At 65.8% G+C, this 20660-nt stretch carries 15 protein-coding genes; 11 read left to right on the top strand and 4 right to left on the bottom strand.

What is annotated here, in order from left to right:
* Window positions 1–136: 136 nt before the first annotated feature.
* The 6 genes from H1S04_RS06525 (at window position 137) to H1S04_RS06500 (ending at window position 7906) form a co-directional block, all read left to right on the top strand.
* On the top strand, window positions 137–1861 hold the full coding sequence (locus H1S04_RS06525) for an ATP-binding protein (protein WP_181745420.1): 1725 nt from the start codon (window positions 137–139) through the stop codon (window positions 1859–1861).
* 16 nt (window positions 1862–1877) lie between these two features.
* Window positions 1878–3206 (top strand): sigma-54 dependent transcriptional regulator, encoded by a 1329-nt coding sequence (locus H1S04_RS06520; protein ID WP_181744703.1) that lies wholly within the window; start codon window positions 1878–1880, stop codon window positions 3204–3206.
* A gap of 24 nt (window positions 3207–3230) precedes the next feature.
* Complete coding sequence (locus tag H1S04_RS06515) at window positions 3231–3467, top strand: hypothetical protein (protein ID WP_181744702.1); 237 nt, start codon at window positions 3231–3233, stop codon at window positions 3465–3467.
* Between the two features lie 19 nt (window positions 3468–3486).
* Complete coding sequence (locus tag H1S04_RS06510; RefSeq protein ID WP_181744701.1) at window positions 3487–4023, top strand: hypothetical protein; 537 nt, start codon at window positions 3487–3489, stop codon at window positions 4021–4023.
* 462 nt (window positions 4024–4485) lie between these two features.
* Window positions 4486–7041, top strand: coding sequence for a ribonuclease E/G (locus H1S04_RS06505; RefSeq protein WP_181744700.1), 2556 nt, complete (start codon window positions 4486–4488; stop codon window positions 7039–7041).
* 121 nt (window positions 7042–7162) lie between these two features.
* Window positions 7163–7906 (top strand): cytochrome c biogenesis CcdA family protein, encoded by a 744-nt coding sequence (locus H1S04_RS06500; protein WP_181744699.1) that lies wholly within the window; start codon window positions 7163–7165, stop codon window positions 7904–7906.
* Here the strand turns inward: H1S04_RS06500 and murJ are convergent.
* Genes murJ through H1S04_RS18615 form a run of 3 tightly spaced genes read right to left on the bottom strand, consistent with a single transcriptional unit; the run spans window position 7903 to window position 13401 of the window.
* Window positions 7903–9429 (bottom strand): murein biosynthesis integral membrane protein MurJ, encoded by a 1527-nt coding sequence (gene murJ / locus H1S04_RS06495; RefSeq protein WP_181744698.1) that lies wholly within the window; start codon window positions 9427–9429, stop codon window positions 7903–7905. The genes H1S04_RS06500 and murJ overlap by 4 nt on opposite strands.
* A gap of 2 nt (window positions 9430–9431) precedes the next feature.
* Window positions 9432–12191 carry a [protein-PII] uridylyltransferase gene (locus tag H1S04_RS06490; RefSeq protein ID WP_255435537.1) on the bottom strand — a complete coding sequence of 920 codons (2760 nt, stop codon included), beginning with the start codon at window positions 12189–12191 and terminating at the stop codon, window positions 9432–9434.
* 19 nt (window positions 12192–12210) lie between these two features.
* Entirely contained in the window at window positions 12211–13401 is a 1191-nt protein-coding gene (locus tag H1S04_RS18615; protein ID WP_255435463.1) for a penicillin-binding protein activator, read from the bottom strand.
* 99 nt (window positions 13402–13500) lie between these two features.
* Between H1S04_RS18615 and rsmI the strand changes: the two genes are divergently transcribed.
* From rsmI to gshB, 3 genes are all read left to right on the top strand, one after another.
* The gene (rsmI, locus tag H1S04_RS06485; protein WP_370470467.1) at window positions 13501–14394 is read left to right on the top strand and encodes a 16S rRNA (cytidine(1402)-2'-O)-methyltransferase; all 894 of its coding nucleotides are present in this window, start codon (window positions 13501–13503) and stop codon (window positions 14392–14394) included.
* Window positions 14394–14831, top strand: a complete 438-nt coding sequence (locus H1S04_RS06480) for a YraN family protein (protein ID WP_298946582.1) — start codon at window positions 14394–14396, stop codon at window positions 14829–14831. The genes rsmI and H1S04_RS06480 overlap by 1 nt, the downstream gene beginning before the upstream one ends.
* Window positions 14832–14893: 62 nt before the next feature.
* Window positions 14894–15847, top strand: coding sequence for a glutathione synthase (gshB, locus tag H1S04_RS06475; RefSeq protein ID WP_181744696.1), 954 nt, complete (start codon window positions 14894–14896; stop codon window positions 15845–15847).
* An 815-nt stretch (window positions 15848–16662) separates the two neighbouring features.
* Here gshB and H1S04_RS06470 read toward each other — a convergent pair.
* Window positions 16663–18189 (bottom strand): YifB family Mg chelatase-like AAA ATPase, encoded by a 1527-nt coding sequence (locus H1S04_RS06470; protein WP_181744695.1) that lies wholly within the window; start codon window positions 18187–18189, stop codon window positions 16663–16665.
* Window positions 18190–18321: 132 nt separating this feature from the next.
* On the opposite strand from H1S04_RS06470, the gene H1S04_RS06465 reads away from it, so the two are divergent.
* Both H1S04_RS06465 and H1S04_RS06460 read left to right on the top strand, forming a co-directional pair.
* A complete protein-coding gene (locus H1S04_RS06465) occupies window positions 18322–19596 on the top strand; it encodes a phosphopantothenate--cysteine ligase family flavoprotein (RefSeq protein WP_181744694.1) in 1275 nt (424 codons plus the stop codon).
* Entirely contained in the window at window positions 19593–20633 is a 1041-nt protein-coding gene (locus H1S04_RS06460) for a cysteine desulfurase family protein (RefSeq protein WP_181744693.1), read from the top strand. Before H1S04_RS06465 ends, H1S04_RS06460 begins: the two co-directional genes overlap by 4 nt.
* Window positions 20634–20660 lie beyond the last annotated feature (27 nt).

Here is a 20660-nt window from a genome sequence, read left to right as displayed (position 1 = left end):
GCCGGGGCTTGCCTAGATTGGCGTGATCGGCAATCGCAGCGGAAACCGGCATTTGAACCTGATCACACCCGAAGACGACCGGCCCGCACACGCGGTCCGCTCGGTTGATGGCGACAAGGCCGTCAACCTGTGGGTGCTGCGCGCGGCCCTCGTCGCGCTGCTTGTGCTGGCAGGGGTGGTGCTATGGGCCACCAATACCTGGCTGTCAGAGCGGTTTTCCGAAAACACCCGCGTCCGGGCCGAACTGCGCGCCACGCTTTATTCCGGGCAGCTGCAGTCCGAACTGCAGCGCAATTCGGTCGTGCCGATGATGCTGGCGCGGGATCCGGCGCTGATCTCGGCGCTGTCTTCAGGCGATTTCGCCACTACCTCGGCGCGGCTCATCACGGCGCAGAAGGATATCGGCGCGGCCTCGATCCGGCTGCTCGATGCCTCGGGGCGCACGGTGGCGGCGACCGATCGCCAGCTTCTGGGCACGAATTACGTTGGCGCGCCCTATTTCGTCGACGCCATGCGGGCGCGCGACACGGTGTTCACCGTCGCGCCGTCGGAGCATGGCGGCTTCGAATTTGTCTATTCCCGCGTCATCGCCGACAGCACCCGCACCTTGGGCGTGATCGTGGTCGGCACCGACCTGACCCGGCTGGAGCAGAGCTGGGCGGGCATCAGCGACGCGGTCGCCGTGACCGATTCCACGGGCCAGGTGATCCTGACCACTGAAGGACGCTGGCGCAGCCTGCCTCTGGACGAGGCGCTGGCGATCCGGCCCGCGCCCTCGGCGATCGAGCGCGCCTTCCAGGTCACCACCGACTGGTCGAACACCCCCGCCGATGCCTGGGTCAAGGGCCGCGCGGTGATGCAGACCGAGACCCGCATCCCCTTCCGGGGCTGGCGGATGTACAATTTCACCACCTACGAATCCATCCGCGAACGGGTCTTCGCCGTCCTCGCTATGGAGGCCACGGTGTTCGCCGTGCTGGCCGCGGCTGTTTTCTATGTGCTGTCGCGCCGGGCGCAGCGCCGCACCGTCGCCTATATGCGCGAATCGGCGGACCTGCGGGCGCTGAATGCTCGCCTGACCCGCGAGATCGCCGAGCGCGAGCGGGTGCAGCGCGAATTGCGCGTGGCCGAGCAGACGGTGCAGCAATCCTCGAAACTGGCCGCCTTGGGCGAAATGTCGGCTGGTGTCAGCCACGAGTTGAATCAGCCGCTGGCGGCGATGAAGACCTATCTGGCGGGGGCGCGGCTGCTGCTGGATCGGGGCCGCTCGGACGAGGCGCTGTCCAGCTTCCAGCGCATCGACGACCTGGTCGACCGCATGGGCAGCATCACCCGGCAGCTGAAATCCTATGCCCGCAAGGGTGGCGAGGCGTTCGAGCCGGTGGACCTGCGCGCCGCCCTGTCCAGCGCCCTGACCATGATGGAGCCGCAGCTGCGCGCCCGCCCCGTGCGCATCATTCGCAACCTGCCCCGCAAGCCCGTCATGGTCTATTGTGACCGTATCCGGCTGGAGCAGGTGCTGATCAACCTGCTGCGCAACGCGATCGATGCCACGAAGACGGTGAAAGACCCACGGATCGAGATCGGGATCGAAACCGGCGCTCAAGCCGTTGTGACAGTACGTGACAACGGACCGGGTGTCAGCGATCTGGACAAACTCTTCGAACCGTTCTTCACCACCAAGAAGCCCGGCGAGGGCACCGGCCTGGGGCTGGCGATATCATCCGGTATCGTCGCAGATTTCGGCGGTCGACTGACCGCGCATAACGCCGAGGACGGCCCTGGCGCCGTGTTCGAGATGGCACTGCCGATTTACGATCCCGACGGTGGTCGCGCCGACGCGCCGCTGGCTGCGGAATGAGAAGGAATTGAGAAGCATGAGCAAGACGCTCCAAATCGCCATCGTCGACGACGAACCCGACATGCGCGAATCGATCAGCCAGTGGCTGGTCCTGTCGGGGTTCAACACGGTGACCTTCCCCTCGGCCGAGGATGCGCTGAAGGAAATCGGCCCCGACTGGCCGGGCGTCGTCATCAGCGACATCCGCATGCCCGGCATGGATGGCATGGCCTTCCTGAAACGCCTGATGAGTATCGACAGCGCGCTTCCGGTCATCATGATCACCGGCCATGGCGACGTGCCGATGGCGGTCGAGGCGATGCGGATGGGCGCCATGGACTTCATGGAAAAGCCCTTCAAGCCCGACCGCATGACCGAACTGGCCAAGAAGGCCACGCAGGCCCGGCGCATGACGCTGGACAATCGCGCCCTGCGCCGCGACCTGTCGGAAGGCCAGCAGGTGATGTCGAAGCTGGTCGGTCAGTCGGCGGCAATGGAGCGCCTGCGCGAGGATATTCTGGATCTGGGTCAGGCCGACGGCCACGTCCTGATCGACGGCGAGACCGGCACCGGCAAGACGCTGGTGGCCCATGCGCTGCATGCCGTGGGACCGCGCGCGTCGAAGAAATTCGTGCCCGTCGCCTGCGCCGCCTTCGATCCCGAAAAGCTGGGCGCGCGGCTGTTCGGCCCGCTGGAGGATGCCATTCCCGCGGTCGAGGAAGCGCGCGGCGGCACCCTGTGTCTTGAAGACATCGAGGCGCTGCCCGACGCCCTGCAGGCGCGGCTGCTGGGCTTCATCGCCGATCAGGGCAGCCCGGCCGAGACCCGCATCATCGCCATTTCCAATGCCCGCGGCGATGGGCGCCGCCCCGAGGATCTGCTGCGTCCCGACCTATTCTATCGCCTGTCCGCCCTGCAGATCACCGTGCCGCCCCTGCGCGCGCGCGGCGAGGATATCCTGGCCCTGTTCACCCGCATGACCGAGCAGTTCGCCGATGAATATGGCTGCGAGCCGCCGCAGGTGAATGCGCAGGAAGCGGCGCAGCTGCTGCAGGCACCGTGGCCGGGCAATGTCCGCCAGCTCATCAACGTGGCCGAGCGCGCGGTGCTGCAGAACCGGCGCGGTTCCGGCTCGATCACCTCGCTGCTGATGACCGAGGGCGACGAGGATCAGGCGCAGGCGACCACGACCGAGGGCAAGCCGCTGAAGGAATATGTCGAGAGTTTCGAGAAGATGCTGATCGACAACACCATGCGCCGGCATAAGGGCAGCATCGCGGCGGTGATGGACGAATTGTGCCTGCCGCGCCGGACCCTGAACGAGAAGATGGCGAAATACGGCCTGTCGCGGGGCGACTATCTTTAACAGGCGGCCGAGGGCGCGCGGTTGATGGATCAGCTGGAACTGGTCGTCGCGGCCCTGCGGGTGGCGGCTTGGCCGCTGCTGCTGCTCGGGCTGCTTCTGATTGGGCTGATCGCAGCATCGCGGCGGCGTTGGCGTCGTGCCGGGCTGGCATTGGCTGGGCAGACGGCGCTGCTGTTCTGGTCCTTAACCATGCCCGCTATTCACCGCCATCGCATGGGAAACCGCGCTGCAACGCGGCGGCCTGACTGGCGCCGTCCCTGAAGCGCTGCAGGGCACGCAGGTGCTGCTGTTTGGTGCCCCCGATGGGCGTCAGGACATATCGCCCTGCGCCAGTCTGTTTGGTGATGCCGGGGTGGGACGGCTGTGGCAGGCTGGCGCTTCGGGGGCTTGGACCGTGCCTGTTCAGTCGGTCATCACCGGTGTCTATGATCCCGGCGAGCCAGGTGAGATGTGCAGCATCCGCCAGCTTCAGCCGGGCGATGCGCCGCAGCCGGAATGGGCGCTGCTGCCCGAAGACCGCGGCGCTCTGCGCGGTGTCGATAACCCGGAATTTGATGCGATGATGGCGGCGCATCTGGGGAAATATGCCGCGCGCCGCGTGCGGCTAACCTATCTGTTGGCGCCGATGGATGGCGCCGGGCGGGTGCAGGCCGAACGGACCGCGCTGGTGGGCTTTCAGGCCGTGCTGAAAGACGCGCCATGGTGGTGGCCGCCCTATCTGCCCTTCCTGACCGAGGTGCTGCGCCCGGCCGAGGATCCCGCCTTGGACGGTCTGCGCAGGCTGAACTGTGGCGGGGACTGGCCCTGCGACTCCTGATGCAGGGGCGGCTGCGCGTTGCCTTGATGGTGCCGGGACGAGCCGCGTTAACCGTTTGATGATAATCCTGCGATATTCAGTTTCCCATTGAACTTTCGGCCCCGCCGCCCTTATGTTCAAAGCATGCGCGGTCATGCAACCATCGGTTGAAACGTATCTGGATGAACGCGCCATCAGTTTCGCAGCGGAGGCCGGCACACCCCGAGGTGGCCGCTGTCCGCCAAGAAAAACCGCCCTGCGGCGCTTCCCGCGCGAGGGCTGACATTCGCTGCCCCTCAGCCCATGGCGGGGGCCAAGAGGTAACAGACGCGATGCAACGCGCGCGACTCATCGGGGCGGAATTGCTGCGGGGCTCACCCTCCGCAGATGCCCCTGTCGCCGCGCCCGCGTCCCCATCAAGCCGCGTCCCGCAACGCATCCCGGCTGGAAGCCGGGGCGGGGGGCTGCGTGAAAGACATAACAATGGCAAAGAAAATGCTGATCGACGCGACGCATGCGGAAGAAACCCGCGTCGTCGTGGTGGATGGAACCAAGGTCGAGGAGTTTGATTTCGAGACCGTCAACAAGCGGCAGCTTGCTGGCAATATCTATCTGGCGAAGGTGACGCGGGTCGAACCCTCGCTTCAGGCCGCCTTCGTGGATTACGGCGGCAACCGCCACGGCTTCCTGGCCTTCGCCGAGATCCACCCGGATTACTACCAGATCCCTGCCGCCGACCGTCAGGCGCTGATGGAGGAAGAGCGCGCCTATGCCGAGGCCGTTGCCGCCGAGGAAGCCGCGCGCGAAAAATCCGGCGGCCGCAAGCCGCGTCGCCCGGCCCGTGCCGAAAAGGCCGAATCGGGCGATGTGGTGGCCGCCTCGGACGAAATTCCGGGCATGGAGGTCGTCGACCACGCCGAAGACGCCCCGGTCGAGGCGGAAGTCCTAGTCGAGGTCGAAACGGCTGCCTTTGAGGCGATGACCGAGACCGCCGATGAGGGCGCCGAGGCCGATGATAGCATCGAATCGGTCGCCGAGGAGGACGTGACCGAGGAAATCCGGGCGCCGAAAAAGCCGCGCGGCCGCCGCTACAAGATCCAGGAGGTGATCAAGGTCCGCCAGATCATGCTGGTTCAGGTCGTCAAGGAAGAACGCGGCAACAAGGGTGCGGCGCTGACCACCTATCTGTCGCTGGCAGGGCGCTATTGCGTGCTGATGCCCAACACCGCGCGCGGTGGCGGGATTTCCCGCAAGATCACCAATGCCGCCGACCGCAAGAAGCTGAAAGACATCGCCGGCGAGCTGAAGGTGCCGCAAGGCGCCGGGCTGATCATCCGCACCGCCGGCAGCCAGCGCACCCGGACCGAGATCAAGCGCGATTACGAATATCTGATGCGGCTGTGGGAGCAGATCCGCGAAGTGACCTTCGCCTCGGTCGCGCCCGCGCCGATTTATGAGGAAGGCGACCTGATCAAGCGCACGATCCGCGACCTCTACAGCCGCGAGATCGACGAGGTGCTGGTCGAGGGCGAGCGGGGTTATCGCACCGCCAAGGACTTCATGAAGATGATCATGCCGTCCCATGCCAAGAACGTGAAGCATTACACCGATCCCATGCCGCTGTTCGCGCGCTATCAGGTCGAAGGCTATCTGGGCGGCATGTTCAATCCGGTCGTGCAGCTGAAATCCGGCGGCTATATCGTCATCGGCGTGACCGAGGCGCTGGTGGCGATCGACGTGAACTCCGGCCGCGCGACCAAAGAAGGCTCGATCGAAGATACGGCGGTCAAGACCAACCTTGAAGCCTGCGACGAGGTGGCGCGCCAGCTGCGTCTGCGCGACCTCGCGGGCCTGATCGTCATCGACTTCATCGACATGGACGAGCGCAAGAACAACGCGGCCGTCGAGAAACGCCTGAAGGAAAAACTGAAAACGGATCGGGCGCGGATTCAGGTCGGCAAGATCTCGGGCTTCGGCCTGATGGAAATGAGCCGCCAGCGCCTGCGTCCGGGGATGCTGGAATCGACCACGCAGCCCTGCGCGCATTGCCATGGCACCGGTCTGATCCGGTCCGATGACAGCCTCGCGCTGACGATCCTGCGCGCGATCGAGGAGGAAGGCACCCGCAAACGCTCGCGCGAGGTGCTGGTCAAGGCGCCGATCGCGGTGGCGAACTTCCTGATGAACGCCAAGCGCGAGCATATCGCGATGATCGAGGGGCGTTACGGCATGTCGGTCCGGGTCGAGGCCGATCCGACGCTGATCTCGCCCGATTACGCGATTGAAAAGTTCAAGACCGCGACCCGTCTGGTGCCCGAGGTCGTGGCCCCGGTTCTGACCGTGGATGCGACGCTGATGGCGCAGATCGATGAGGATGACACCATCGTCGATGAGGCAGAGGACGCCGAACTGCTGATCGACCGCGAGATCGAGGCCGATGAAGCCGCCGATGCCCGCGCCGAGGACGATGCCGATGGCGAGGGCCGCGCCAAGCGCCGCCGCCGTCGCCGTCGCCGGGGCGGCAAGGATCGCGCCGAGGGACGCGATCAGAACGGCGAGGACGAGGCCGAAGACAACGACGAGGCGCCAATGATGGTCAAGACGGTCGAGGCCGAAGGAGCCGAGACCGAGGAGGCCGAGGCCGAGCCGGAGCAGCCGAAGACCCGCAGCCGTTCGCGCAGCCGCTCGCGCCGCAAGCCGGTGGAGGTCGCTGCGGCTGGGGAGATCGCCGATCCGGAGGCCGCCGACGCCTTGCTGGAAACCGAAGCCGGTCCGGTGAGCGAGGGTGACGCCGGTGAAGGCGCGGCGGATCAGGATGCGGTGCTGGCCGATGCCGCCGCTGCGGCCCGTGAGCAGGCCGATGTGCAGGCCGAAGACGCCGCTGCCGCAACCGAGGCCGCCGAAGTGGCGCCCGCGCCGGAAGTCGCGACCGCCGCAGCAACCGCTGCAACCCCAGCCCCCGCCGCCGAGGTGGTGACGGAAGTCGTGACCGAGGCCCCGGCGCGCCCCAAGCGGCGCGGCTGGTGGTCCATCGGCTGATCTGGCCGAAGGGCGATGACGAGAAAGGGCCCGCCGGACTGGCGGGCCCTTTTTCGTTCGTTTACGAGACTGTGACAGGCTGTCCTCTGGCGCGGGACGCGAAAATCTCTAGTCTCGCCGCATGTTTGGAATTGATCTGATCGACGCAGGCTTCCTGCCCGCCGCCCTTGTCGCCCTGCTGGCCGGGGTGGTGTCGTTTCTGTCGCCCTGCGTGCTGCCCATCGTGCCGCCTTATCTGGCCTATATGACCGGTGTCGGGGTGAACGGCCTGAAATCGGGCGAGCGCAGCGCCGTGCCCGCCGCCTTGATGTTCGTGCTGGGCCTGTCCACGGTGTTTCTGGTCATGGGCTTCGCGGCCTCGGCCCTGGGGCGGGCGTTTCTGGAATATCAGGTCTGGCTGGCGCGGATCGCCGGCGTCGCCGTGATTGTCATGGGCCTGCATTTCCTGCATGTCTTCCGCATTCCCCTGCTGGACCGCGAGGCGCGGCTGGACACCGGCGATCAGGGCGGATCCGCCTTTGGCGCCTACGTGCTGGGTCTGGCCTTTGCCTTTGGCTGGACGCCCTGCATCGGTCCCTTGCTCGGCACGATCCTGTCCTTGGCCGCGACCGATGCCGATGCCACGCGGGGCACCGTGCTGCTGGCGGTCTACGCCCTGGGGCTGGGCATTCCGTTCCTGCTTTCGGCCATTTTCATCAACCGCGCCATCGGCGTGATGAATCGCATCAAGCCCTATATGAAGACGATCGAGCGCGTCATGGGCGTGCTGCTGATCTTCGTCGGGCTGATGCTGATCAGCGGGCGAATGGCCGACCTGTCCTATTGGATGCTGGAAACCTTTCCCGGCCTCGCCAACCTCGGTTAACGCTTCACGTTCCGCTTCAGGTCGGCCAGCGTGATCGCGCCGGTCGCGAAGCTGAGCGCGAAATAGATCGTCGCCCCGCCAAAGACCAGCAAGGCCAGTTCGGGCAGGCGGTGCATCCCGATGCGGTCGGTCCACAGGTTGATCCCCCACAGCGCCGCCGCCATCAGCGCCGAGGACAGCGCGATCCGCGGCGCGGTCCGGCGGACCCGGGCATCGGCCCGCACCGACTGGCCCATATGGCGCGTCCCCCACCACAGTTGCCCGACCATGACCCATGCCGCGACCGAGGTCCCGATAGCGGCCGCCAGAAAGCCCAGCACGCCCATCAATCCAAAGGCCACCACGGCGTTCACAACCATGGAAATGACCGCGAAGCGGAAGGGGGTGCGGGTGTCCTCGCGGGCAAAATACAGCGGTTGCAGAATCTTTTGCAGCACGAAGGCGGGCAGGCCGAGCGCATAGACGATCAGCGCATTGGCGGTCTGGCGGGTGTCGAAGGCGGTGAACTCGCCCCGCTCGAACAGGGTCGAGACCATAGGCACCGCGATCACGCTGATCGCGAAGGCGGCGGGCAGGGTCAGGAACAGCCCGAATTCCAGCGCGCGCGAAAATGCGGCCTGCCCGCCGGCATGATCCTCGGCCCGCAGGCGTCGGGCCAGTTCAGGCAGCAGCACCACCGCCACCGCGGCGCCGACGACGCCGAGCGGCAGCTGATAGAGCCGGTCCGAATAGCTGAGCCACGCGATCGCGCCCTCGAAGAACGAGCCGACCTGACGGCCGACCAGCAGGTTGATCTGCACCACGCCGCCCGCGAACATGGCAGGCAGGGCAATGGCCAGCAGCCGCCGCAGATCCGGGGTCAGCCGGGGACGGCGGGGCCGAAAGCTCCACCCGTTGCGATGGGCGTCCCACCACACAAGGCCAAGCTGGGCAATGCCGGTCACCGGCGTGGCCCAGGCGAGTGTCAGGCCCAGATCCCAGCCGAACCAGCGGCCAAGATACATGGCGACGATGAACAGAAGGTTCAGCAGCACTGGGGCAGCAGCGGCGGCGGTGAAGCGGTGATTGGCGTTCAGCACGCCGCCGACCATCGAGGCCAGCGAGATCAGCAGGATATAGGGAAAAGTGATGCGCCCGTATTCGACGGCGAGGTCGAAACGCTCGTCGCCCACAAAACCGGCCGCCATCAGCCAGACCAGGCCCGGCATCAGGATCATGCCGAGCGCGGTAAAGACCAGCAGCACGAAGCTGAGCCCGGCGAAGGCGTCCTCGGCAAAGCCCTGCGGGTCATCGCCGCCTTCCAGCTTTTTGGAAAACATCGGGACGAAAGCGGTGTTGAAGGCACCTTCCGCGAAGAAGCGGCGGAACATATTGGGCAGCGAAAGGGCCACCAGAAACGCTTCGGCAACCGGGCCGGTGCCGAGCCAGGCGGCCATCAGGATGTCGCGGACAAAACCGGTGATGCGGGACAAAAACGTCCACAATCCGACCGAGATGAACCCGGCCACCATGGATTTCTTCATGCTTATGCTCCTGCCCGCTCGGCGCCTTCGCGGATCGCCTGACGCAGTTTCTTCTCAAGGGTCTCGCGACGGGCTGGCTGGTGCAGCTTCAGCCCGAAGGCGTCCTTGACGTAAAAGCTATCGACCACCTGCGCGCCGTAGGTGGCGATCACGGCGCTGGCGATCTGGATGTGATTGGCCGCCAGTGTCCGGGTCAGATCGTAAAGCAGACCGGGACGGTCGCGGGTGTCCACCTCGACGATGGTGTAGATTTCGGAGCCGTCATTGTCGAAGGTGATATGCGTCGGGAATTTGAAGGCGCGGTCGCGCTTCTTCATCTGGTCCTTGTCGGCGAAGGCGTCGCGGGCCACCACCTCGCCCTTCAGCGTCCGGTCGATCATCTTGGTCAGGCGCGGCAGGCGTTCGGCGTCATAGGGATGACCTTCGGAATCCTGCACCCAGAACACCGCCGTGGCATAGCCGTCCTTGGAGGTATAGGTGCGCGCATCGACCACATTGGCCCCCACCAGCGCCAATGCGCCTGCCAGCCGCGAGAAGATGCCGGGATGATCGGCCAGCACAAAGGCGGCGCGGGTGGCGTCGCGGTCGGCATCGGGATGCAGGTCGATGCGGATCTCGTTATCGGAAATACCGTTCAGCAGGCGGGCAAAGACGGCCTGCGTCTCGGTCGGCAGGCCCTGCCAGTAATTGGCGTAATGACGCGAGGTCTCGGCCCGGATCGCCTTGGCCTCCCAGCCCTGCGCGACCAGCAGATGACGCAGGGCGCGCTTGGCCTCGTCGCGGCGCTGATCGCGGTTCAGCGCCTCCATGCCGCTGTCGAGCACGGTGGCGGTCTGCTCGTAAAGCTGGCGCAGCAGCACCGCCTTCCAGTTGTTCCACGTCCCCGGCCCGACGCCGCGAATGTCGCAGACCGTCAACACCAGCAGCAGATCGAGCCTGCGGCGTGACTTCACCGCCTTGGCGAAGTCGCGGATCGTGCGTGGGTCCGAGATGTCACGCTTCTGCGCCACGTCCGACATGACAAGGTGATTCCGCACCAGCCATTCCACCGTTTCGACCTCGTCCGCCGAGAAGCCAAGCCGGGTGGTCACCCGCCGGGCGATCTGGGCGCCGATGATGGCGTGATCCTCGGGGCGGCCCTTGCCGATGTCATGCATCAGCACGGCCAGATACAGCACCCTACGGTTGATGTCGCCGGCCATGATGCGGCTGGCGATGGGCAGGTCCTCGACCTCGTGGCCCTGCTCGATCTCTGACAGGGCGACGATGCATTGAATGGTGTGCTCGTCCACCGTGTAGTGGTGGTAGACATTGAACTGCATCATCGCGACGATGGGTTCGAACTCGGGGATGAATGCGCCCAGAACACCCAGCTCGTTCATGCGGCGCAGCGCGCGTTCCGGATTGCCGTGTTTCAGCAGCAGGTCGAGGAAGATGCGCACCGCTTCGGGGTTTTCGCGCATGTCATCGTCGATCAGATCGAGGTTCGATGCGACCAGCCGCATCGCCTCGGGGTGGATAAGGACGCCGGTGCGCAGCGCTTCCTCATAGAGGCGCAGGATGTTCAGCGGGTCCTTCAGCGCCGTATCGGGGTCGGCGAAAGTCAGCCGCCCGGCGTTTTCGGCGAAACCGGGGCGCATCTTCTTGCGGCGGCGGAAGATCCGTTCCAGCAGCGGCTGCTGGAAAACGTGGCGGCTTTCCAGTGCGGTCAGGAAGACGCGGGTCAGGTCGCCCACGCGGGTGGCATGGCGGAAATAATCCTGCATGAACAGTTCCACCGCGCGTCGTCCTGGCCGGTCGTAATAGCCCATGCGCTTCGCCACCTCGACCTGCATGTCGAAGCTGAGCACGTCGACAGGCCGCCCGGCTATCAGGTGCAGATGACAGCGGACCGCCCAAAGGAAATCCTCGGCCTGCCAGAATGCCAGATGTTCCTCGCGCGAGAAGAAGCCCAGGTCGACCAGCTGCGCCGCGCGCTCGACCCGATGGATGTATTTGGCGATCCAGTAGAGCGTCTGCAGGTCGCGCAGCCCCCCCTTGCCTTCCTTGACATTGGGTTCGAGGACGTAACGCTGGCCGCCCTGACGGCTGTGGCGGCCGTCACGCTCGGCCAGCTTGGCCTCGATGAATTCGGGAACGGTGCGGTCGAACAGCTCGCCCCACAGGCGGTCGCGCAGGGTCTCGGCCAGGGTGACCTGGCCGGTGACGGGGCGATGTTCAACCAGCGAGGTGCGGATGGTCATGTCCTGCGCCGCCAGCCGCAGGCAATCATCGATGCTGCGGGTGGCGTGACCCACCTTCAGCTTCAGGTCCCACAGCATATACAGCATCGATTCGACGACGCTTTCCGCCCAGGCCGAGGTCTTGTAGGGGGTCAGGAACAGCAGGTCGACATCGGATTGCGGGGCCATTTCCGCCCGGCCATAGCCGCCAACGGCGAGAACGGCCAGCTGCTCGGCCTCGGTCGGCGAGCGGCGGGGGTGCAGATGGGTCGTCGCGACATGGTGGATGGTGATGACGGTGGCGTCGGTCAGGCTGGCGATGGCGCGCACGGTTTCGCGGGCGGCGCGGGGATGGCTGGAAAAGCCTGCAATGATGTCCTCCATGGCCGCGCTGCGTGCCGCTTGCAGCGTGGCGACCGTTTCGGCCCGGATCGCGCGGGCGTCCGGGGCGGCACGCAGCCGTGCGTCCAGTTCCGGCAGGAAGGTCGCGGGGTCGAAGATGGAATGCGCCCCGGGCAATGCCGGGGCGCTTTGGGGCAGGGTCTCGTCGGCGCTCAAGTCAGAACCCGAAGCCGCCGCCGAAGCTGCGCGGTGCCGGGTCGATGATGACCACCTTGCCGCCGTTGATCGTGGCGATCGACATGCCGCGCTCGTTGGTGCCGTTCGGGCGCAGGCGGAAGACACCATTGATGCCGGTGAAGCCGGCCGGACGGGTCAGCCCCACGGTGTTGACGGCGTTCTTGTTGCCCGAGCCGACGAGCGCCGCGATCGCCGCGACGCCGTCATAGCCCAGCGAGCCGAGGTCGTGGGGCGCCTCGCCGTAAGCGGCGCGGTAGCGGTTCATGAAATCCGCCTGCAGCGTGGTGTCGGGCAGGGCGAACCAGCCGCCCTGAACGCCCGGCAGGGACAGCCGCGCGGCGGGAATGTCCCAGCGGGTCAGCCCCATGAACTGCGTCTGGGCCGAGGTGACGCCCGCCGCGTTCAGCTTGTCAGTCAGATAGGGCAGAACAGCCTGCTGATTGGCGGTCATGAAGATGGCGTCGATGCGGCCCGATTTGGCGGCCTCGCTGACGGCCGGGATGATCGCGTCGATGCCGTCCTGCGACAGCGCGTGCTGCTGCTTGCCGGTCAGGGTGGCGCGGTTCTGGGCGATGGCGGTTTCGATCGCGCTGGCGCCGATCTGGCCGGCGGGGTCGTTTTCATAGACCATCAGGAAGCGGCGCAGCCCCTGCTTGACGCCATAGCGAACCAGCCGGTCGGCAACGTTCTGGAAGGTGTTGCCCAGCACGTATACGTTGCCGCCCGCGATTTCCGCGTTGTTCGAGAAGGACAGCACGTTGAGGTTGTTGTCCTTCATCGCATTGCCGACGGCATTGGCGGAATCGGCGAAAAGCGGGCCGAGAATGATTTTCGCCCCTTCGGCGGCGGCCTTTTCGGCGGCTTCGACGGCGGAGGCCTCGGCCGGGGTGGTGGTATAGACGCGCAGGTCGATGCGGGCGCCACGCGCATCCGCTGCCGCCATCCGCGCCGAGTTCGCGAGCGACCGGCCCAGCCAGTCGAGATCGGCATTGCCGGTGCCGCCGGGGACCAGCAGGGCCACCTGCACGGGCCGACTGGGATCGATCTGGGGTCCGATCGCGGGGCCGGACCGGCCAAGACTCGTCGGCTGGCAGGCGGCGACCGCAAGGCCCGCAGCCACGATGCCGGCCAGGGTGGCCCGGCGCGTGATTCGCTTGGCAATGGTGAACATCAGAATGATTCCCTATTGTCAGGTGGTGTGGCTTTGCGCCGCAGCCTATTCACAACACCCCGCCTTGGCAACGCGGGGTCACTTCTAAGCGAGCCTGACGTGACCGACCAAACCGATGTCCCCCGACCGCTGCCTGCCCGGATCGAGGCGCCCAGGCTCGATCCGGGCCTGTATCTGGTGGCGACGCCCATAGGAACCGCGCGCGACATCACCCTGCGCGCGCTGGATGTGCTGAATACGGCCGATGTGCTGGCCGCGGAAGACACGCGTACGCTGCGGCACTTGATGGATATCCATGGTGTGCCCCTGCGTGGCCGGCGAATCGTCGCCTATCACGATCACAACGAAGACCGGCAGGGCGTAACGCTGATCGAGGCGTTGGGCGCCGACAAATCGGTCGCCTATTGCTCGGATGCGGGAACGCCGCTCGTGGCCGATCCCGGCTTTCGGCTGGCACGCGAAACGGTCGCCGCGGGGGGCAAGGTCCATGCGGTTCCGGGCGCCTCGGCCGCGCTGGCGGCGCTGACGGTGGCGGGGCTTCCCAGCGACCGCTTCCTGTTCGCCGGATTCGCGCCGCAGGCGATGGGTGCAAGACGCACATGGCTGGCCGAGGTGGCCGCCACGGATGCCACCGCCATCATCTTCGAAAGCCCCCGGCGCGTTAAGCAAACATTGGGAATTTTGTGCGAGATTGACCCGAATCGTCTTACTGTTCTGTGCAGGGAACTGACCAAGAAGTTCGAAGAAGTCATGCGCGGCACGCCAGCTGAAATTGCCGCCCACATTCCTGATGGGGGTGTGAAGGGCGAAGTTGTCCTGCTGCTGGATCGCCCCGCTGCGCAGGCGGCTGATGCGGGCGATGTCGAAGCGGCGCTTTTGGCGTTGCTGGAGGAAATGTCGGTGCGCGATGCGGCTGCCGTGGTCGCGGACCAGTTCGGAATTGCGCGGCGGGATGCCTATCAAATGGCCCTGTCGCTGGGAAAGGATCGATAGTGCAGCTTTGTTTCGACTTTGATCGCGTCGCCGTCACGCCGGTCATCCTGCCGCAGCCGTCACCTGCCACCCCGCGTCAGATCCGTGGAAAGACCGCCTATCACGCCGGCCTCCTGGCCGAGGCTTCGGTCGCCGATCATTATCAGCGCGCAGGATACACATTGGTCGAAACCCGCTGGCGGGGAAAGGCGGGTGAAGTCGACATGATCCTGCGCAAGGGCGATCAGTATATTTTTGTCGAAGTGAAGGCGTCGAAGGATTTTTCGCGCGCTGCCGAACGGCTGTCTCGTCGGCAGATCGATCGGATCTGTCGCGCCGCCTGCGAATTTTGCGGGACGCTGCCGTCCGGGCAATTGACCGACATGCGCCTGGATGCGGCTTTGGTCGATCAATATGGCCGGATCGAGATCATCGAAAACGCCTTCTGGGAACAATGATCGTAACGGCTTGATCTGCGGCGCAGAACGTCTCACAACGCGGCAAAGCAGAGGATGCCGCCATGAGCCTTTATGTCGCCTTGCAGATGGACCCGATTGAAAATGTGGCCATCAACGCAGACAGCACTTTCCGGATCGGACTTGAGGCCGAGGCGCGGGGGCATCGGCTGTTTCAGTACACCGTGGACAGGCTGACCTATCGGGCGGGGCGTGTGTATGCGAAGGGGCGCCCGATCACGCTGCGGCGCGAGGCGGGCAATCACGTCGATTTCGGGGATTGGGCGACCGTGGATCTGCGCGAGTTTGACGTGGTCTGGCTGCGTCAGGATCCGCCTTTTGATATGGGCTATGTCACCTCGACGCATCTGCTGGACCGCGTCCGGGGCGATACGCTGGTCGTGAACGACCCCTTCTGGGTGCGCAACAGTCCCGAAAAGCTGATGGTGCTCGACTTCCCCGACCTGACGCCGGAGACGCTGATCACCCGTGACCTGGCCGAAATTCGCGCCTTCCGCGATGCGCATGGCGATATCATCATCAAGCCGCTTTACGGCAATGGTGGGGCGGGCGTCTTCCATCTGCGGCCGGACGATCCGAACCTGTCCTCGCTGATGGAGCAATTTGCAGGGATCAATCGGGAGCCGGTTATTGCGCAGCGCTATCTTCCAGCGGTTCAGAACGGCGACAAGCGGATCATTCTTGTCGATGGCGAACCGATTGGTGCGATCAATCGGGTGCCTGCCCTGGGTGAGGCGCGTTCGAACATGCATGTCGGGGGACGACCCGAAAAGACAGAGTTGACGGAACGCGAGCGTGAGATATGCGCGGCGATCGGACCGAGTCTGCGCGAAAAGGGGCTGCTGTTCACCGGGATCGACGTGATCGATGGCTGGTTGACGGAAATCAATGTGACCTCGCCTACGGGCCTGCAGGAGCTGGAGCGTTTTGACGGCGTGAACGGCGCGGCGGCGATCTGGGACGCGATCGAGCGCAGGATCACTGAACGGGTGGGTTAAACGCTCGGGTCAGATGGCCCGCGTCTCGGGCCGCAGCGAGGTGCGCAGAAGCAAGGCATCCCGGCTGGCATGGGTCGGCGGCTGACATGTCAGGAAAAGCTTTGGGGACCTGATGCTGGTCGCGCCCATCAGGCGCCCAAACGGCATTTGGTATGGATGCCGCGAACAGAATTGGTCACGGTTTTGGACTGTAAGGCCCGCTGCGGGTCAGCGCTGAAGCGCAAGTTGTCGCAATCGTCCGGGCTGGACGTTCGGTGAGGGGAGGACTTGGCGGGTCATCAGACAGATGTCTGAACCAAGCCGGAGTCATCGTCACCCTGGCAAACGGAAAACGGGAGAGAACCCGAGATCGTGGCCAGAAAAGGTGCGATTCGATAGATGCCGCGTTGAGTGCCGTGCGCAGGTAGCGGTCGGCCCCAGCCGGTCCGCGTTCCGGCGGGGCAGCTCGCGCTCTGCTTTGCATCTAGGCCGCGCACGACCGCAAAGGCCCATCCACTTCGCTTGAGGACAACGCCCCGCCTGGCCGCGATCACCTTGGGCAAACCGACTGGCAGAGCGTTCAATACAGCAGAGATGCTCTCATCGAGGCCATGTTGGGGCGTGTCTGCCGGATATGACACGCCGGCACCGTCACAATTGTGCGCCGGGTGAACGACCTCCGGAGGTCCAGCCATGTGTCTGAGAAGATCAACGTCTCTTGGTCCGCAGACGATGTTTCCAGGCGCTCGGCGAGGCGGTAATTTCAACGGCGATCTTCCGGAGAACTTCAAGCCCCTTCGGCAGCCGAACCGTATCGGCAGGTGCCTTTGCCCCGGTCATCCGCCGGCGATGAAGGGCAGGCGATAGCTGAGCGCTTCGGCGATGTGATTGGCATGGACATTGGTGCTTTCGTCCAGATCCGCGATGGTGCGGGCTGTGCGCAGCACCCGGTGATAGCCGCGTGCGGTCAGGCCCAGGCGGTCGGCGGCCCGGCGGATCAGATCGCGGCCTTCTGCATCCGGCTGGGCGACATGTTCCAGCAGGGCCGGTGGGGTTTCCGAATTGCAACGCGGGCCGCGTGGACCCGGATCGAAGCTGGCGAAACGCGCGGTCTGGCGGTCGCGGGCGTCGGCCACGCGGGCGGCGATTCGGGCCGAGCTATCGCCTGCGGGCGGCAAGTCAAGGTCGTCGAGGCTGACAGCGGGGACCTCGATCCGCAGATCGAAGCGGTCCATCAGCGGACCGGAGACCTTGCCCAGATAATCCTCTCCGCAGACCGGCACGCGGGCGCAGGCGCGGGCGGGGTCGGCCAGATGCCCGCAGCGGCAGGGATTGGCGGCGGCGACCAGCAGGAAGCGGCTGGGATAGCGGACATGGGCATTGGCGCGGGCGACGACGATCTCGCCCGTTTCGATGGGCTGGCGCAGCGTGTCCAGAACCTGCCGCGAGAATTCGGGGAACTCGTCCATGAACAGCACGCCGTTATGGGCGAGGCTGATCTCGCCCGGCTGCGCCCCGCGGCCGCCGCCGACGATTGCCGCCATCGAGGCGGTGTGATGGGGATCGCGATAGGGGACATGGCGCGGAATGCCGCCATTCTTCAGCAGTCCGGCGAGCGAATGGATCATCGAGGTTTCCAGCGCCTCGGCCGGGGTCAGGGGCGGCATCAGGCCGGGCAGGCGGGCGGCGAGCATGGATTTCCCCGCGCCCGGCGGTCCGACCATCAGCAGATGGTGACGACCGGCGGCGGCGATTTCCAGCGCGCGTTTGGCGCGTTCCTGCCCCTTCACGTCCTGCAGGTCGCCATGGCGGGGCGGGGCGGCAACCTCACCCGGCCGGGCGCGTGCCAGTGGCGTGCGCTCGGTCAGGTGGTCCAGCACCTGACGCAGGTGGGCTGCGGCGAAGACCGGGATCGCGCCGATCCAGGCGGCTTCGGCGCCGCTCACGGCGGGGCAGATCAGGGCGCGGTCATCCTCGGCCGCAGTCATCGCAGCGGGCAGGGCACCCGCAACCGGGACCAGGCGACCGTCGAGGGCCAGTTCGCCCAGAGCCACGGTCTCAGACAGCGATTCGGCGGGAACGAGTTCCAGCGCGGCAAGGACCGCCAGCGCGATGGGCAGGTCGAAATGCGAGCCCTCCTTTGGTAAGTCGGCGGGCGAGAGATTGACCGTGATGCGCTTGGACGGCAGCGCGATGGACAACGCGCCGAAGGCGGCGCGGACCCGCTCGCGCGCTTCCGAGACCGCCTTGTCGGGCAGGCCCACAATGGCAAAGCCGGGCAGACCCGCGCCCACCGAACACTGAACCTCGACCAGCCGGCCTTCGACCCCTTCGAAGGCGACCGTATAGGCAATCGCGACCATGCCCCACCCCTTTTTTCGCGGAGCGTAGGGCGGCAGGCTTAAGGAATGGTTAATGGGGCCTTTCCGGCAGGTTTCCTTGCTGTTCTGGCCCCGGTCGCATATCTGCGGAATGCAGCACTCAAGGAGGCGCCGATGCAGGGCAGCCGTATTCTTCTGGTCATCGGCGGCGGCATCGCCGCCTATAAATCGCTGACCCTGATCCGTGATCTGCGCAGGGAAGGCTATCGTGTTGTCCCGGTCCTGACCCGCGCGGCCGAGGAATTCGTGACCCCGCTCTCGGTCGCGGCGCTGGCGGCAGAGCCGGTTCATCGCGACCTGTTCGACCTGACGCGCGAGGCCGAGATGGGCCATATCCAGTTGTCGCGCGATGCCGATCTGGTCGTCGTCGCGCCCGCGACCGCCGATCTGATGGCGAAGATGGCGGGCGGCCATGCCGACGATCTCGCCTCGACCCTGCTGATGGCGACGGACAAGCGTGTGCTGATCGCGCCGGCGATGAATGTGCGCATGTGGCTGCATCCGGCGACGCAGCGCAACCTTGCGACCTTGAAACAGGACGGGGTTCTGGTCGTCGGCCCGGATGAGGGTGACATGGCCTGCGGCGAGTTCGGTCCGGGCCGCGCGGCCGAGCCGCCTGCGATCACCGCCGCGATCCGCGAGGCGCTTGCCGCGGCAGGCGGGCTTGCGCGCCCGCTGGAGATGCCGACGCCCGCGCGCCCGGCACCGCTGCGGCTGGGGCCCGAAAGCAAGGTCGGCGCGTTGAGCGGTCGGCATGTCATCGTCACCTCGGGTCCAACGCAGGAGGCGATCGATCCGGTGCGCTATATCTCGAACCGGTCTTCGGGCGCGCAGGGCGCCGCGATTGCTGCCGCGCTGCGCGATCTGGGCGCGCGGGTCAGTTTCGTCACCGGGCCGGCCAGCATGCCCGCGCCGGACGGGGTCGAGGTGATTCGGATCGAGACTGCCGACCAGATGCGCGCGGCGGTCGAGGAGGCGTTGCCGGCTGATGCCGCTGTCATGGCCGCGGCGGTGGCGGACTGGAAGATCGCCAATGCCGCCGGGACCAAGCTGAAAAAGGACGGCTCCGGCAAGATGCCAGTGCTGGAGTTTACCGAAAACCCGGACATTCTCGCCTGGGTGAGCAAGCTGAAGAAAGGCCGACCGAAGCTGGTCGTGGGCTTCGCGGCCGAGACCGAGAATGTCGTCGACAACGCCACCGCCAAGCGGAAGCGCAAGGGCAGCGACTGGATCGTGGCGAATGATGTCGGAACCGGCACCGATACCTTTGGTGGAAGTCAGAACACCGTCACGCTCATCACCGATGCTGGGGCGGAGGCTTGGCCCCGTATGGGCAAGGACGAGGTGGCGCAGAAACTCGCCACGCGGATCGCTGAGGCGTTGAAATGAGAGAATATCTGGACTGGAATGCCACCACGCCGCTTCGCCCCGAGGTCAAGGCCGCGATGATCGAGGCGATGGAGATGGCGGGCAACCCTTCCTCGGTTCACAGCGAGGGGCGCGCCGCCAAGATGGCGCTGGAACGCGCGCGCGAGCAGGTGGCGGTTGCGCTTGGCGCGGAAGGGGCGGATGTGATTTTCACCTCGGGCGCGACCGAGGCGGCGGCGATGGTATTGGCGGGGCAGGAAATTTCCTGCGCGCCGGTCGAACACAGCGCGGTCAAGGCATGGTGTGCCGAGGATCTGGCGGTGGACGGAAACGGTCTCGTCGCCGTGCCGGAACCGGCTCGGGCGAGCCTGCAACTGGCGAATAACGAAACCGGGGTGATCCAGACGCTGCCCGAAGGGCTGGCTTCCAGCGATCTGACCCAGGCATTCGGGAAAATTCCGTTTGCCTTCAACTGGCTGGGGATCACGGCCGGGTTTGTCAGCGCCCATAAACTGGGCGGCCCGAAGGGAATCGGCGCCCTGATCCTGAAGAAGGGCACCGAGATCGACGCCCGGATGCGCGGCGGTGGTCAGGAACAGGGCCGGCGCGGAGGCACCGAGAACCTGATCGGTATTCTCGGCTTCGCGGCGGCGGCCGGGGCCGCGCAGCGCGATCTGGAAGCGGGGCTTTGGGACGAGGTCGAGGCCCGGCGCGACGCGCTGGAGGCCCGGATGCTGGCCGCGGCGCCCGATGCAATAATTGCTGGAAAAGGCGCGCGCCGCTTGCCGAATACGACCTGCATTCTTACATCGGGCTGGAAGGGTGAAACGCAAGTCATGCAGATGGATCTGGCAGGGTTTGCGGTGTCAGCGGGATCTGCCTGTTCTTCGGGCAAGATCCGGGCCAGCGGCACGCTTCAGGCGATGGGTTTTGACGACAGCACCGCGCAATCGGCGATCCGCGTATCCATAAGCCCGGCTTTGGGTGACGATCAGATCAACCGATTTGCGGATGCGTGGGAAACCGCGTATTCACGCTGGCGCGGCAGGAATGGCTAGGCTGCGGCCCGGCCGAAGGAAGGACAA

Source organism: Paracoccus sp. S1E-3 (genome assembly GCF_013868135.1).
Lineage (GTDB): Bacteria > Pseudomonadota > Alphaproteobacteria > Rhodobacterales > Rhodobacteraceae > Paracoccus.
The sequence above is the reverse complement of the archived record's forward strand: the minus strand, read 5'-3'. Positions and strand labels throughout refer to the sequence as shown.

Bases quoted from the DNA above. Each gene is read 5' to 3' on its own strand.
- H1S04_RS06520 (WP_181744703.1), top strand. From the start codon at position 1,878: ATGAGCAAGACGCTCCAAATCGCCATCGTCGACGACGAACCCGACATG.
- H1S04_RS06515 (WP_181744702.1), top strand. From the start codon at position 3,231: ATGGATCAGCTGGAACTGGTCGTCGCGGCCCTGCGGGTGGCGGCTTGG.
- H1S04_RS06505 (WP_181744700.1), top strand. From the start codon at position 4,486: ATGGCAAAGAAAATGCTGATCGACGCGACGCATGCGGAAGAAACCCGC.
- H1S04_RS06500 (WP_181744699.1), top strand. From the start codon at position 7,163: ATGTTTGGAATTGATCTGATCGACGCAGGCTTCCTGCCCGCCGCCCTT.
- murJ (WP_181744698.1), bottom strand. From the start codon at position 9,429: ATGAAGAAATCCATGGTGGCCGGGTTCATCTCGGTCGGATTGTGGACG.
- H1S04_RS18615 (WP_255435463.1), bottom strand. From the start codon at position 13,401: ATGTTCACCATTGCCAAGCGAATCACGCGCCGGGCCACCCTGGCCGGC.
- gshB (WP_181744696.1), top strand. From the start codon at position 14,894: ATGAGCCTTTATGTCGCCTTGCAGATGGACCCGATTGAAAATGTGGCC.
- H1S04_RS06470 (WP_181744695.1), bottom strand. From the start codon at position 18,189: ATGGTCGCGATTGCCTATACGGTCGCCTTCGAAGGGGTCGAAGGCCGG.
- H1S04_RS06465 (WP_181744694.1), top strand. From the start codon at position 18,322: ATGCAGGGCAGCCGTATTCTTCTGGTCATCGGCGGCGGCATCGCCGCC.
- H1S04_RS06460 (WP_181744693.1), top strand. From the start codon at position 19,593: ATGAGAGAATATCTGGACTGGAATGCCACCACGCCGCTTCGCCCCGAG.